The 14,959-nt window shown below is 39.2% G+C and carries 10 protein-coding genes and 1 pseudogene; 3 read left to right on the top strand and 8 right to left on the bottom strand.

Annotated features, from left to right (window positions below):
• Positions 1-103: 103 nt before the first annotated feature.
• The 5 genes and pseudogenes from FZF08_RS24495 to FZF08_RS24475 form a co-directional block, all read right to left on the bottom strand.
• Positions 104-1,537 carry a TolC family protein gene (locus tag FZF08_RS24495; protein ID WP_159475217.1) on the bottom strand — a complete coding sequence of 478 codons (1,434 nt, stop codon included), beginning with the start codon at positions 1,535-1,537 and terminating at the stop codon, positions 104-106.
• Positions 1,527-4,733, bottom strand: coding sequence for an efflux RND transporter permease subunit (locus FZF08_RS24490; RefSeq protein ID WP_159474925.1), 3,207 nt, complete (start codon positions 4,731-4,733; stop codon positions 1,527-1,529). Before FZF08_RS24490 ends, FZF08_RS24495 begins: the two co-directional genes overlap by 11 nt.
• Before the next feature lie 25 nt (positions 4,734-4,758).
• Positions 4,759-5,841: an efflux RND transporter periplasmic adaptor subunit gene (locus FZF08_RS24485; protein WP_159474923.1), complete on the bottom strand. Its 1,083-nt coding sequence runs from the start codon at positions 5,839-5,841 to the stop codon at positions 4,759-4,761.
• Between the two features lie 157 nt (positions 5,842-5,998).
• Positions 5,999-6,424 (bottom strand): hypothetical protein, encoded by a 426-nt coding sequence (locus FZF08_RS24480; RefSeq protein ID WP_159474921.1) that lies wholly within the window; start codon positions 6,422-6,424, stop codon positions 5,999-6,001.
• Between the two features lie 631 nt (positions 6,425-7,055).
• Positions 7,056-7,478, bottom strand: a pseudogene (locus FZF08_RS24475) (helix-turn-helix domain-containing protein); the annotation flags it as partial.
• A 555-nt stretch (positions 7,479-8,033) separates the two neighbouring features.
• Here FZF08_RS24475 and tpx point away from each other — a divergent pair.
• Positions 8,034-8,624 carry a thiol peroxidase gene (gene tpx, locus FZF08_RS24470; protein WP_229216681.1) on the top strand — a complete coding sequence of 197 codons (591 nt, stop codon included), beginning with the start codon at positions 8,034-8,036 and terminating at the stop codon, positions 8,622-8,624.
• A 114-nt stretch (positions 8,625-8,738) separates the two neighbouring features.
• Here tpx and FZF08_RS24465 read toward each other — a convergent pair whose 3' ends face one another.
• The gene (locus FZF08_RS24465) at positions 8,739-9,560 is read right to left on the bottom strand and encodes an alpha/beta fold hydrolase (protein WP_159474917.1); all 822 of its coding nucleotides are present in this window, start codon (positions 9,558-9,560) and stop codon (positions 8,739-8,741) included.
• A 332-nt stretch (positions 9,561-9,892) separates the two neighbouring features.
• Positions 9,893-10,285 (bottom strand): DoxX family protein, encoded by a 393-nt coding sequence (locus FZF08_RS24460; RefSeq protein ID WP_159474915.1) that lies wholly within the window; start codon positions 10,283-10,285, stop codon positions 9,893-9,895.
• Between the two features lie 123 nt (positions 10,286-10,408).
• On the opposite strand from FZF08_RS24460, the gene FZF08_RS24455 reads away from it, so the two are divergent.
• Positions 10,409-10,747, top strand: coding sequence for a helix-turn-helix domain-containing protein (locus FZF08_RS24455; protein WP_159474913.1), 339 nt, complete (start codon positions 10,409-10,411; stop codon positions 10,745-10,747).
• Positions 10,748-11,156: 409 nt separating this feature from the next.
• Here the strand turns inward: FZF08_RS24455 and FZF08_RS24450 are convergent, their stop codons facing one another.
• Positions 11,157-12,080 (bottom strand): DUF6268 family outer membrane beta-barrel protein, encoded by a 924-nt coding sequence (locus tag FZF08_RS24450; RefSeq protein ID WP_229216680.1) that lies wholly within the window; start codon positions 12,078-12,080, stop codon positions 11,157-11,159.
• Positions 12,081-12,476: 396 nt separating this feature from the next.
• On the opposite strand from FZF08_RS24450, the gene FZF08_RS24445 reads away from it, so the two are divergent.
• Entirely contained in the window at positions 12,477-14,951 is a 2,475-nt protein-coding gene (locus tag FZF08_RS24445) for an outer membrane beta-barrel family protein (RefSeq protein ID WP_159474910.1), read from the top strand.
• Positions 14,952-14,959: the final 8 nt, after the last annotated feature.

Below are 14,959 nucleotides of genomic sequence, written 5' to 3'. Positions count from 1 at the left end.
ATGGTTATGAAAAAGAAATGGTTGCAAGTGCTTTTTAGAGCTCTTGCAACCATTTCTTGATTGTATTTTGGAAATAAATCTGCTAATGACTTTTAGCATTTTATTATCTCCATCCACCACCCAACGCACGATAGATACTTACCGTTGCATTCATCTGGTTCATTTTTGTTTCAATAAGGTCGAATCTTGATTCTAGCGCATCACGCTGAGTCAAAAGAACTTCCATATAATCTGCTCTTGCCGAAGCGAAAAGACGATTTGAGATGTTGATTGATTCATTAAGTGCGTCCACCTCGCTCTTTTTCAAATCGTAGCTTTTTTCAAGGTTACCAATTCTTGAAATCTGATTGGCAACTTCAATATAAGCATTCAAAACAGTACGCTCATAATTATAAACCGCTTGTATTTGTTTCGCGTTTGCACTGTAATAGGTCGCCTTAATCATGTTTTTGTTAATCAATGGACCTGCCATATCTGCTGCAATCGATGTTATGATCGACTTTGGCATTTTTGCAAGATAAACCGGATTGAAGGATTGAAAACCAAGTACAGCTGAAAGACCCAGACGAGGATAAAAATTTGCTTTTGCAACCTGAATATCCAATTTTGCAGCCGCAAGATCATTCTCAGCCTGTTTAACATCCGGACGATTTTCCAGTAACTGAGTAGGAATACCGGTCTGAATGATGGTTGGCATCAATGTTTCAAAATTCTGATGAGTCCTCACAACCGGCTGCGGATAACGGCCTAAAAGGAAGTTGATTCGGTTTTCAGATTCCACAATCTTCTGTCTGATATCATATTGCAGATTCTGAGTATTTAGCACCTGCGCCTGAAACCGCTTAACCGCCAGTTCCGTAACACGGGTCGCTTCTTTCTCCATTTTGACAATTCTCAAGGCGTTGTTCTGAATGTCAATGTTTCTCTGCAAAATTTCAAGCTGCGCGTCCAGAGCTAGTAGTTCGTAATAATTACTGGCAATTTCTGACACAAGATTCGTCACCGTGAAATTTTTACCATCCACAGAAGACAGATACCGGTAAGCGGCTGCCTTTTTTGCATTTCTTAATTTATGCCAGATATCGATTTCCCAGGAAGCCGTAGCGCCGAAACGAAAATCGGATAATGGATCCGGTGTTTTCTTTCCGGGCTTTATTTCAGTGATTTCCTCAGTCGCACCCGGAAGTGTATACCGTGATGCCTTTTCAACACCTGCTGCACCACCCAAATTCACGAAAGGCATGTACTCCCCTTTTCTTGCCATAATTTCATTGTTGGCAATCTGGATTTCCTGCAATGTGATATTTAATTCCTGGTTTCCCAGTAATCCCTGATCGATAAGCGCCACCAATGCAGTATCCGCAAAGTACGTCTTCCAGGAAAGCTTTCCGGCATTCGTTGAGTCCTGTGAGCTGTTATAGCTCACAGGTACTGCTTTATTTTCAGTTTTCGTTACCAGAGTTGGTGCCTTACAAGCGGTGTAAGTTAGAGATATAAATGCTATCCCGACCCAACTTAATATTCTGTTATTGCGCATCGTTATGAGGTTCATTAGTTTGAGGGAAAGCATCGATCGCATGAACAAATTGTTCAGACAATGAGCCATCTTCTTCATCTTTGATCATTTTTCTACCATCGGCCAAAGTGCCAAATATAAAGTACAATCCAGGAATGATGATTACCCCGAAAATCGTTCCGAATAACATACCACCCATGGCCGAAGCACCGATCGTACGGTTACCAATAGCTCCTGCACCTGTTGCACTGATCAAAGGTATCAAACCGGCAACGAATGCGAATGATGTCATCAGGATAGGACGGAAACGAACTTTGGCTCCTTCGATGGCCGCGTTCAGGATCGTCTCTCCCTGCGACCGTTTCTGGACGGCAAATTCTACGATCAGTACCGCATTTTTACCTAACAAACCAACCAACATGATAAGCCCGATCTGAGCATAAATGTTGTTTTCAAGTCCCATCAGTTTTAGAAGCAAGAACGAACCAAATACCCCAACCGGCAGCGATAATACTACTGCAAAAGGAATAATGAAACTTTCATACTGCGCTGCCAATACAAAATATACGAACGCTAATACGATCATGAATACCACAAGTGACTCATTTCCACGAATCGATTCATCATAAGAAAGACCTTCAAACGCGATATCGTATCCTTTTGGTAATGTTTTGGCCGACACTTCACGAATCGCCTGGATGGCATCAGCTGTTGTGTAACCTTTGGCCGGAAGACCCTGGATCGCTGCTGAATTGTACAAGTTGAAACGGGTAATTTCATTTGGTCCCTGACCTTTTTTAAGCGTCATAAAAGACGAATAAGGCACCATTTCTCCCATATCATTTTTAACAAAAAGCTTTAAAAGATCCGATGGAAGTCTTCTGAAACTTGGATCCGATTGTACGTAAACTTTAAAGAACTGGTTAAATCTGGTAAAACCTTGTTCGTATGTACTACCGATCATGATGTTAAGGTTATCCATTGCTTTTCCGATAGAAACTCCTTTTTGCATGGCAAGCTGGTTATCAATCTTCAATTCATATTGCGGATAATTCGCAGCGAAGAAAGTAAACAAACCGGTTAGTTCAGGACGTTTAGCAAGATCTGCCATGAACTTCTTGTTGATCTTATCAAACTCGCTGTAATTTGTTTCAGAATTTTTATCTAACAAACGCATTGAGAAACCACCGGATGTACCAAAACCAGGAATTGCAGGCGGTTCAAAGAATTCAACAACGGCGCCAAGTCCTCTTGTTTTTGCTTCCAGTTCTTCCATGATCTCCTTCACGTTTTTGTCGCGGTCGTGCCACGATTTCAAGTTGATCAAACAAGTACCGGCGTTAGAACCCCGTCCCTCTGTCATGATCTCGTAACCTGCAAGAGAAGATACCGATTCGATTCCACCCACTTCTTCGCAGATCTTTTGAAGACGTCGTGAAACCTCATTCGTTTTTTCAAGAGTAGAACCCGGAGGGGTCTGAATAATGGCATAAATCGTACTCTGATCCTCATTCGGGATAAAACCTGCTGGCAGAATTTTATTCACAAAAACAATTCCGGCACAGAAAACCAGCAATACAGCCCAGGTAACAAATCTACGGCTAACGATTCTTTTCAACAGGCTTACATATCTACCCGTAAGTTTATCAAAGACACGGTTGAAACTATCCAGTGCTTTTGTAAGAATATTTTTCTTCTTCTCATGTCCATGATGATTTTGAAGCAACATGGCGCACAATACCGGAGTAAGGGTCAAGGCGATCAAGGCCGAAATTACAATGGAACTAGCCATCGTGATCGAAAACTGCCGGTAGAAAGTACCAACTGGACCAGACATGAACGAAATCGGAAGAAACACCGAAACCATTACAGCTGTGATCGCGATAATTGCACCACTGATTTCGGAAAGCACTTTTTTCACTGCATTAAAGGGTGATATCCCGGGCTCTTCTTCAAACTTGGCATGGACGGCCTCGACGACGACAATCGCATCATCAACCACGATACCAATAGCAAGTACAAGGGCAAACAGCGTGATCAAGTTGATCGAAAGTCCAAAGGCCTGTATCACAAAGAACGCCCCGACGAGTGATACCGGAACCGCAAGGATCGGAATCAAAGTTGAACGCCAGTCGCCAAGGAATACGAATACTACCAGGGCAACAAGAATAAAGGCATCACGCAGGGTATCAATAACCTGCTCGATAGAGGCATCAAGGAAATTGGAAACGTCATAACTGATTTTGTAATCCACTCCCGGAGGGAAAGATTCCTTCATCACTTCAAGCTTCTTTTTTACTTCCTCAATTACATCACTGGCATTACTACCATAGTTTTGTCTCAATACAATAGCCGCGGAAGGATGGCCATCAAGGTTAGAATAAATATCAAAAAATTCACTACCCAATTCAACCCTGGCGATGTCCCGAAGGTGAATACTTTCACCTTTTGAATTGGCACGAATAATAATATCTTCATATTCTTCCGGTTTATCAAACCGACCTTTATAAGTAAGTACGTATTCCAGTGACTGCGCAGCAATACCGGAGCTTTGACCGATCCGGCCCGGGCGACCAACGATACTTTGTTCGCCAACTGCCTTCATTACTTCTTCCGTCGAAATACTATAAGCACGCATACGCTCGGGATTCAACCAAAGACGCATCGCATATCTTCTACTACCCAATATTTGTGCTCTCGCGATACCTTTGGTCCGTTGGATCTCAGGAATCATTTTTACAGTAGCGTAGTTGAAAAGGAATTTCTCATCAAAACCTTTTGCTTTTGAATAAAGATTGACGTACATCAACATACTAGGCTGAACTGGCGAGATAATAACCCCTTCACGCTGAACAAGTTCCGGCAAAAGAGGCATAACCTGATCCACCCTCGTTTTTACCCGGATAACCGCCACGTTCGGGTCGGTCCCGGGCTCGAAGATAATCCTCAGCGTGGCTTCACCAGCACTGGTTGCATCGGTAGCAATATAACGCATATCCTGAACACCGTTAATAGCCTGTTCCAGGGTAATCAATGTGGATTTCACTAGCACATCAGCACTTGCTCCCGGATAAGCGATAAAGATGTTTACTGTTGTTGGTGCAATGTCCGGGAATTGAGAAATGGGTAATTTCTCAATCGCCAGGACGCCTATAAAGACTATCATGATCGAGATCACAATAGCGAATACAGGTCTTCGTATGAATTGATTGAACATGTCTTTTGCTTTTTAAAATACCTAACTATTCGGCATATAGGCTTAAATGAGAGATAACAGAATCAGGCTTCACGAATTTTGTATGAATTTTTTCATTTTCGTGTACCTGACGTAAACCTTCAAGAAGGATTTTGTCACTCTTATTCAGCCCTGATTTAACGACAAAAATGTGCGGCAATTCGGCTGCTATCGTTATTTCTCTTGATTTAACAACATTGTCTTTATCAATCACATAGACATATTTCTTTTCAAGAACCTCGAAAGTAGCTTTCTGAGGGATGATAAGTGCGTTTTTGTACGGAAGTTTCACCTGGATATTACCTGTTTCACCATGTCTCAACAAACCTTTTGGATTAGGGAAAGTAGCTCTGAAAGCGATATTTCCTGTTTCATTATTAAAGTCAGCTTCAATAGTTTCAACATAACCCGGATAATCAAACAGCTTATTGTTAGCCATTAACAATTCTACTTTCAATGGACCTTCTTTGCTTATCTTGGTTTTGTAATCAAGATATTCAGCTTCCGGTACATTGTAGTAAACCCACATTTTACTGTTGTCTGATAATGTTGTAAGCAAATCGCCTTCATTCACAAGACTTCCAAGTCGTCCCTGGAAATGATCCATGATACCATTGAATGGAGCACGGATCTCAGTAAATCCTAAATGGACATTGGCTAATCCAAGTTCTGCTTTTGCCTTATCAAATTTGGCTTTTCCTAATGCAAGTTCGTTTTTGGAAACAACATTGCTATCGGCAAGCGACTTTGTGTTTTTGTATTCAATTTCTGCGAAATTAGCCTCTGCCTGAGCTTTTTGTGCTTCTGCCTGATAGATCATCGGCATGATCTGAAACATAAGCTGGCCTTTCTTTACCGACTGTCCCTCGTCCACATAGATTTTCTGAAGATAACCCTTTTCCAAAGCTCTCAGCTCAATATGGCTAATAGCATGAATTTGAGCGACATACTCCTTAGTAACCAGTGTATCTTTTTGCAAAGGGCTGGTAACCTGATAATCCACTTCTTCTTCTTTTTCTTCCTTTTTTGATTCACAGCTTGTATGTAGCAACAACGCACACAAGCTAATGACCATGAGAATTCTCTTCATGACGATTTTGTTATTTAATACTATATGAGTTTTTGGTAATTCATCTTAAAAGTATGTAGCTCTTAACACACCTAAGCACCTTTCCTGCTGAACGTTATATTAAACTATATCGTAAATGAGGCAGAACTAGTAACTTGCATTCTTGTCAAATTTTTTATCAAATCCTGAAAACTTTAAAAAAAAGATACAGCACTTTATATGATTGAAAATAACAAAAATCTTTAGAGCAAAATAATCGTCGCTTGACAAAGTGGCGAAAACCTACCGGAGTGTGTGTGAAAAATGGAGTAAAAAATTCATAACTGAATTCCAGATATCTTTTGAAGGCAACCAATTCCTCATCCTTTTCCTCAATTGCCGTTGCATGATTTTTGACATTTCCGTCTTCGGATCCGGATGGCAAAGATTGGATTAACATGCCCTGATTACCAGGCAGACTAACGAAGTCAGGGAATACACAACCTTCGAAATCTTTTATTGCGGAAAGGAAAAAAGATTCGTTGTATCCACGTCCGATATGTTGAATATATCCACTCAACAATACAATAAACAATGGTAATATGAATCTAATTTTCTTTATCATTAGCCGCAAAACTTTAATCTTAATTGAGGTCGTTGCTCAGTAATGGTTGAGTCCCGGGTACAAATAGCGTCAATATTGATTAGCATGGTATTAAAGCTAAATTAAAATGGAATTAAAATATCATCAAACATTAGCGAGCGTATTAATCTGCCAATATTAAATATGACAAAACAATTTTTATGAATTACTGAAACTGAATGTGATTATTTAAATACTGAAAACGTAAGTTTTCGATTGGACACATTTTCACTTCTATAAAAAATCATATTCCTTTTTCGCAGAAAAATGGGTGGCTTTAACCAATGTCTGATAAGTCGGTTACGTATTGTGTACTGGCAATTATGGGATTTTTAATACATGCGGTAATGCTACAACGCGTCAGATTGGAGACTATTTCCAAATGGTTATTCACAGATCCAATCTTGTAAACTTATGCTTTTCCAGACATCCTGTTTTAATGATACCTTCAGCCAATAGGGTATCAATAAGTTAAAAAAGCATTTAAAAATATTTGAAGTTATGGCTGTTTTCAAAAAAGAAATGGCTTCCAAAATCAAGGATTTCGAAAGCCATTTACCAATAGTAATTGACATATTGTTTAATCGCTCACTTAATCAGTGCAATACCTCGGTCAATTGAAAGATTGCCGGAATTCCAAAGGAGAGAGATTGGTTTTGTTTCTAAATAATTTACTAAACGACTGCGAATGTTCAAATCCCAGTGCGTAGGCAATTTCACTTACTGACAGCTCTGTCGTAGATAATTTTTCTTTCGCTTTTTCAATCAATTTGTCATGAATATGCTGTTGCGTACTCTGGCCAGTCAGGGATTTGAGCAATCCGCTTAAATAATTTGGTGAAGTATTTAAAGCCTCTGCAATATACTGAACGGAAGGCAATCCATTTTTTTCCATAGCGTCACTATCAAAATATGCTGATAGAATTTCTTCCCGCCGGTTTAAAATTTTGTGGTTAGTGATATTTCTGGTTATAAACTGTCGGCTACAAAACCGGTCGGAATACGTCAGCAGCAATTCCAACTGGGCAATGATTACATCCTATACAAATTTCGGCAACAGAAAACCGGTGGAAGTAGCTGAATCTACTTTTGTTGTAGCCGGAATTGGGGAGGTTGGGTTTTAGTATCGATTAGAATATACAAATAGATTTATGCCACCACTTCGTGGTTAAAAAAATGAGGAGGAGATTTAAATCTTCTATAATAATGTCAGTCCTTCGGACTTGGGTAAAAGGAATATTGGAGATGGTATTCCTAATAGCTTAAAATCTCCGGGTAAAAACTCTCAATTTTCTTGATATCGGATAGATGAAGTATATTTATAGAAATTAAACACACTTCGATGATAAGAATAATCGAAAAATTAAAAGTCCTCAAAGGATATTTTCTTGAATGTTATTTCGATGACGGTAGTACACGAAATGCAGATATAAAGCCTTATTTGAAATCCGAGGCTTTTCAATGGTTACAGGATATCAATAATTTTAAACAAGGGTGTTTAAACCAAATTATTCAGAAAGCCGGACAAATAAGTAAATACATTTGTTTAATTTGTACATTCGGACATTCATTTTTTAACAAATCAATCTACATGACCAGCGTAAAAAAATCTTCATCTACCGTTAAAATTCTTTTTATAGGACTTCTTGGCGTTTTCGTAACAGCCAGCTCGTTTGCACAAATAGGTACTGCCATTACGATGGGCGGAAATGCGATACATACCGTTGGAAAACTGCCTGCTGTTGGAACCGAGGTTAAAAATTCAACATTAACCGGCGTTGATCTGAAAGACAAATCGTTAGCAGAATACAAAGGAAAATATATTATCATGAACATTTTCCCAAGTGTCAATACGGGTGTTTGCTCCAAATCGGTAAGAAAATTCAATGAAGATGCTGCGGGCCTGAAAAATACAACTGTGCTTTGCATCTCCAAAGACCTTCCTTTTGCTCAAAAAGCTTTTTGTGGAGCAGAAGGAATCAATAATGTTGTTATGCTTTCGGATTTCAGAACAGATTTTGGAACAGCTTATGGCGTTCAAATCGCAGATGGCCCGATGAAAGGTTTACTAAGTCGTGCTGTAATCGTAATCAATCCGGAAGGTAAGATTGTTTACGAACAACAGGTTCCGGAAATTGGCCAGGAGCCGGATTACACTGCTGCTATTGCCGCAATTAAGTAATAACAAATTCTGATTTGGTTTTACAAAAACGTTGCGTTGCCTAATGCCAAACGGTCATAAAGCAACGCAATTTTTTTATGTTGATTTACCTGACTCACTAGTTCACTTCCTCGGTCAGGATTTAAAAAAATCCAAAAGATCTTTATTGATCGTAGCGGCTTCTGTTGCAGGCATACCGTGTGGAAAACCAGGGTATGAAATCAGCTTTCCATTTTTCAAAAGTTTTACCGCTTTTGCGCCGGAAATTGGGAATGGGACAATCTGGTCATCTTCTCCGTGCAAAACCAATACCGGGAAATCCACGCTTTTAAGATCTTCTGTAAAATCTGTTTCCGAAAAGGCTTTGATTCCGTCATAATGAGCCTTAATTCCACCCATCATAGCCTGGCGCCACCAGTTATCGCGGATGCCCTGAGATATTGTTGCTCCTTCACGGTTATATCCATAAAAAGGAATTGTAAAATCCTGAAAGTATTGCGCTCTTTTTGTAGCAGTTCCTTCACGTATTTCATCAAATACAGACATGGGAACACCGTCTGGATTATCGGCCGTTTGGACCATCAAGGGCGTAACGGCACTGATCAGTACAACTTTCGCCACTCGTCCTTGTCCAAACTTGGCTGCATAGTGAATCGCTTCTCCCCCACCCGTCGAGTGACCCACGTGGATCGCGTCTTTCAGGTCAAGTGCCTTTATAAGTTCCGCTACATCCGACGCGTAAGTATCCATATTATGTCCTTCAGAAGTCTGGGAGGATCTTCCATGGCCTCTGCGGTCATGCGCAATAACCCGGTATCCCTGGCTCAGGAAAAACATCATTTGTCCATCCCAATCGTCGCCCGATAATGGCCATCCGTGATGAAAAACTATCGGTTGTCCCGTTCCCCAGTCTTTATAAAAAATCTCGGTACCGTCTTTTACAGTGATCTTAGCCATGTTTTTAGATTTAAAAATTATGGTTGATACTAAACTGCGTCAAGATAGGATTTTGTATTATCGGGAAAAAATAATCTTGGTTATATCTGTGTGAATTGTGGTTGATTACAAAATTATTAGTGTTGTAATGCAGATATAAGCAATTCGATTTAATCTAATATTTTGAGTATATTAAGAAAAAGACAATCCTCTATGAATCCATATCAACCTTAACTAGAAAAACTTTTCTTCTCAATCAATGAACTCAAAATGAGATCTTTTCATTTTGAAATCTTTAATTAAGTTTGATTCTTGCCGACTGCATAATATCTGTGACTAAAAATTTATTGAAGTCACCCCTTCTCAAATCTCCCCCAAGCCACAAACCCAGCCAAAACACTACAAAACAAATTCATCCCAATCACCGATCCTTCACCTCTCGAAACATGAAAAATGATTGCAGAAATCATCATCAAAATAATCCCGATAGCAGCCCACGATGTCAGCTGTGGTTTTATTTTGATTAAGGATGGAAGAATTAAACCAATTGCACCGAGCAAATCGATTAAGCCGAGAAGTCTTACAATAAATGGTGCCAGTTGTCCAGTCCAGGGCATCATAGACGATATTTTTTCGATTGGCATAAATTTCATCACAGCGCCCATCATGAAAAAGGCTGCTAAGATTACCTGTGCCATCCACAGGATAATGTTCATTGTTTTTGAGTGTTTCTGCTGTTCAGTCATGTCGTGATAAGTTTTTTATTTATGCAGCAAACCTAGTTATATTTACTTTCCATTTGATAGCGCTTCCACTTTGGATAGTGCTATCCAAAGGGATAGTATCGTGAAATTTAAAACCACAAATAAATGCTGACCACAGGTGGATGCCCAAAAACTGCCCTTTCTATACGTGATGCTTTGGAAGCTCTGGAAGGTCGATGGAAACTTTTGATTTTGTTTGCTTTGTCAGCTGGCCCGAGACGATTTAAGCAAATATCGAAGGAAGTAACCGGAATTACGGACAAAACGCTGTCCAAAGAATTAAAAAATCTGGAAGCCAATAAATTGCTTAAAAGGGATGTTTATGACACATTTCCTCCAACCGTAGAATACACGATTACCGAGCACGGAAAGTCGCTTGAAAAGGTAATGGAAGAATTGCACTTTTGGGGATTAGCGCACCGAAAGGAAATTATTAAAAATTGATTGAAACGATAATAGTAAATAATCAAATGGACATACTTAAATCCGTATATTTCTAGTACCTTCTTTTTCACCCAAAGCAAAAAAGTTAAGCGCAGAGATCGCTAAGCTTTTTCTTGGTGCACTTTGCGTTTTTAACTTTTTTGTTTTGCGTGAACCATTAATGTTAGCAAAGCTGCTAATCATCTTAAACAACAATAAAGAAATTATTCCATGGATGTGGAACGTAGGATGCTAAACGTTCAGGAAGAAGTAATAAGTCAAAGTAAACCTTCGAGCCAATTTTGAATTGTTTTAGAATCTAACATTCAGTCAATTAATAATCACTTAAAATCAGGTTAAAAAAAATTCCAAAAACAAAAGCGATGAGCTCGTGTTTCTGGAATTTTTAAATTAAAACTATATCAGATTATTATTTCTTTTTATGAAATCTTGGAGGTTGAATGTAAAAATCAACTGTAACCGCCAGACCTGATGTTTTTATAGGAATGCCACCTTCAACCATTTTCGTACTTAAATTTTTTCTATACCCTGCCATAATATCAACCCCTCCAAAGTTACCCAGTTTCTTATTATAACTTATACCCATATCAACATCCACACGGCGGTATACACCTGGCAAATCATTGTTTGACGAATTCACATAATAGGTTCGGCTTACTGTTTCTGCTTTCAAATAAATGATGTCATTAGGCGACAAATTTCTTCTCCATGCTATTCTTTTTGGCAGCATCATTTCAATACCCGCGTTGTCGGCATAATTATAATTAAACACAAAAACCGGCAGCACGGTCAGTTTGTAGCTTTTGTTCAGCATCGCGCCAAATCCGATTTCCTTATTGGCAGATTTTTTACGGAGAAAAGTCGCTGAAACAGTATAGTTAATTGGAACTTGTTTGAAAGTCAGATCATCAAAATTGCCGCTTTTACTAAAATTTGAAGTGGTAACAAGCCAGGAAGTACTATCCAGTTTTACGATCGCATTAACATCCATCCCAAAGGAACGAAGATTCCAGCCACCCATTTTCTGGATTGGATTGTCTCCCGGAGTTTTTATCTCAAATTGCTCTGTCCGATAATTTGGGCCCATCAGAATGGTCACTTTATCGCTATGGACAACAGGCAGCCAGGCTCTGAAATAATATTCCTCATGCGTAAATTTTTTAGCACCTGCGTTAGGAAAATCATACACTTTACCAGGCGAATGCGTATACCGCATTGTCATCCATTTGGATGGAGCCATACCCGTTAAGCCTGGTTTGAGGCTTTGAGAAAATACATTTGCACCGATTGTACACAGAAAAACAATTAAAGCTTTCCGGTTGCCTGACAGCATAGATTTAGTAATGAAAAAGGTACACAAAAGAAATATTGTAAAAATAACTATCCGGAATACTCAGCGTTAAATCTATACATAATAATTCAAACTGATTTTCCGGCAACATCCATTTATACAGGATTCCAAAGCGGTAGTAATCATTTCCAAATTTTCTGATATATTTTGCTAACACCGACCGCGAATAAATAAGTTCCGGATTGTAAAGAACTATGATTTAGAAAGTTGACAAAATAGAAAAAGTCAAATTTGTAACCCGAAATAATTAGCTAAAAATTTCGCTTCGGCTCATATTAAATTATCATTAATTTCTCTAATAACTTTCACAAGGCAAGTTTTTTCCGAAAAAATTCAGAATTGGGTTTTACGTTTGCGCTACATATTTTAACATTAGCTATGAAGCCAACATTTTTGAGCGTATTTTTTTTCTTTCTCGTTGTTGTAAGCGCTCATTCCCAAAGTAAGCAAAACTATAAAGTAACCGGCAAAATACAGGACGCCACCACAAACCGTCCCGTTGAATATGCTTCCGTGGGAATTACCAATCAACAAACAAATACTATAGTTAACGGAGCCGTGACGGATACATCCGGATATTTTGAAATTACCCAATTGCCAACCGGCACTTTTATTGTCACTGTGGATTTTATTGGCTACCAGAAAAAAGTAATAAAAGATGTGATCATTTCGGGCTCTTCAAAAACCGTTTCATTCAATACAATAACTTTAACGCCAACGGTAAATATTTTGGAAGAAGTGACCGTGACGGGAAACAAAACCATTGTTGAAAACCAGATTGATAAAATTGTTTACAACGCCGCGAATGATATTACTTCCCAGGCTGGAGTTGCACTTGATGTTCTGAAAAAGGTACCACAGGTTTCGGTGGATATTGATGGAAATGTTGAACTTCAGGGAAATCCGAATGTGCGTTTTTTAATAAATGGAAAACCATCCAGCGTTTTTGGAAACAGCCTTACCGATGCCCTTTCCTCAATTCCGGCCAGCCAGATCAAAAGTATTGAAGCAATCACAAGTCCGGGTGCCAAATATGATGCACAGGGAACCGGGGGAATTATTAACATTATACTGAAAGATAACAAGTTGCAGGGAATTAATGGAAACGTCAGCCTGACGGGAGGAACGAGACTGCAAAACGGATCTGCCAACCTGAATTTCAGAAAAAATAATTTTGGGATCAACGCCTTTTTTAGTGGAAATAAGCAGCTAAGTTCCAGAACACCTAGTACTCAGGATCGACTGTCCAACAATGTATCCGACACGACTACAACCCGCCTTCTGCAAAACGGTTTTCAGGATTTTAAAAGAAGCGGTTACCGTTCAGGTCTCGGTTTCGACTGGACGATTAGCAAAAAAGACAATCTGATCGGATCTTTTGGCTATAACAGTTTCAGCAGTAGCGGAAGCGGCCTTACCAATATCAATCAAACAACGTACAACCAGGCAGGAATCCCCACTTTGGCCCAGGATATTCTACGAAATTCATCCAGTAAAAACAGCATTGGTGCTTTTGACTGGAGTCTGAATTATATCAAAAAATTAAAAAAAGAAGGACAGGAACTGAATGTGCTTTACAGTTCCAGTTTTGGAAAACCACGTAATAATTATAGTCAGATCCAAAGCTATAACGGCGAATCTTTTGCCAACTCCGGTACAATGGGAAATACCCCTGGAAATGACAAACAGACCAATATTTCCATTGATTACGCGCATCCAATTAAAAAAGGATTTATCATCGAAACCGGTGTAAAAACAGTTTTGCAGGATATAAAAAGTATTGCGGATATCAGCGTTTTCACGCCGGTTCAAAACCAGTTTGTCCACGACCCAACACAGTCTTATCAATTGAGCTACAACATGAAGATTTATGCGGGGTATTTGTCAACGACTTTTTCAATGTTCAACTGGCTGAATATCAAGGCAGGGGCGCGATTTGAGCATACAGATGTAAAAATTGATTATCCTAATACGACGATTCCTTCTTACAACAATCTGGTTCCTTCTCTTATTTTCTCCCATAATTTCAAGGATGACCAGTCAGTTAAATTTGCTTTTACACGCCGAATCGAAAGAGCAGAATACCGGGAAATCAATCCGTTTATGAACCTGAGCGACCCTTACAATATCACCGCCGGAAATCCGCTTTTGAAACCCGAAATCGGAAACAATTTTGAAATTGGTTATAACAAACCTTTCAAAAATGGAGGAAGTGTTTACGTTGCTTTAATTGAACGGATCAATACCAGCGACGTTAAACCTTACACTACTTTCTACCCAACCTACATGATCGGCGACTCAACTTATCAGAATGTTTCGGTTACCAATCGTCAAAATATTGGTACTGAATATAACTCCGGCGTAAGTTTGTCAGGTTCCATGCCGATCACTGATCACCTGAATCTGAGAGGAAATTTTGTTGTGACACAGAAGCGCGTGGTTAATAATCTCCTTGGCGGGAATGTTACCAACGGAACAAACTGGCGCTTTAACCTGAATGCTACGTACCAATTGCCAAAAGATTTGAGTCTGGAAGGTTTTGGAAATTACTCTTCTGCCATCAATACAATCCAGGGAAAAAGACCGCAGCAGCTTACCTACAACTTTGCATTCAGAAAGCAGTTTTACCATAAAAACGCCAGTATTGGTTTTACGGCGACGAATCCGTTTACCAAATATATAAGCCAGGTTACTACTGTTAAAACAGGAAATTACGTGGCCACAAACACTGTCCTTGTACCGTATCGTTCTTTCGGAATCAGCCTGACCTATAAATTTGGAAAGCTCGAATTTAAAAAAGGGAAAGAACAGGGAAATGATTTTTTGCATAATGCCCCAAGTTCTGAAAATTAATCTTTTAG

The organism is Dyadobacter sp. 3J3 (assembly GCF_009801115.1).
GTDB lineage: Bacteria > Bacteroidota > Bacteroidia > Cytophagales > Spirosomataceae > Dyadobacter.
Note: the sequence above shows the minus strand (reverse complement) of the source record. Positions and strands in the feature narration are given on the sequence as shown.

Coding starts and splice junctions, on each gene's coding strand:
- FZF08_RS24485 (WP_159474923.1), bottom strand. CDS start 5,841: ATGAAGAGAATTCTCATGGTCATTAGCTTGTGTGCGTTGTTGCTACAT.
- FZF08_RS24460 (WP_159474915.1), bottom strand. CDS start 10,285: ATGACTGAACAGCAGAAACACTCAAAAACAATGAACATTATCCTGTGG.
- FZF08_RS24465 (WP_159474917.1), bottom strand. CDS start 9,560: ATGGCTAAGATCACTGTAAAAGACGGTACCGAGATTTTTTATAAAGAC.
- FZF08_RS24495 (WP_159475217.1), bottom strand. CDS start 1,537: ATGCGCAATAACAGAATATTAAGTTGGGTCGGGATAGCATTTATATCT.
- FZF08_RS24455 (WP_159474913.1), top strand. CDS start 10,409: ATGCTGACCACAGGTGGATGCCCAAAAACTGCCCTTTCTATACGTGAT.
- tpx (WP_229216681.1), top strand. CDS start 8,034: ATGACCAGCGTAAAAAAATCTTCATCTACCGTTAAAATTCTTTTTATA.
- FZF08_RS24490 (WP_159474925.1), bottom strand. CDS start 4,733: ATGTTCAATCAATTCATACGAAGACCTGTATTCGCTATTGTGATCTCG.
- FZF08_RS24450 (WP_229216680.1), bottom strand. CDS start 12,080: ATGCTGTCAGGCAACCGGAAAGCTTTAATTGTTTTTCTGTGTACAATC.
- FZF08_RS24445 (WP_159474910.1), top strand. CDS start 12,477: ATGAAGCCAACATTTTTGAGCGTATTTTTTTTCTTTCTCGTTGTTGTA.
- FZF08_RS24480 (WP_159474921.1), bottom strand. CDS start 6,424: ATGATAAAGAAAATTAGATTCATATTACCATTGTTTATTGTATTGTTG.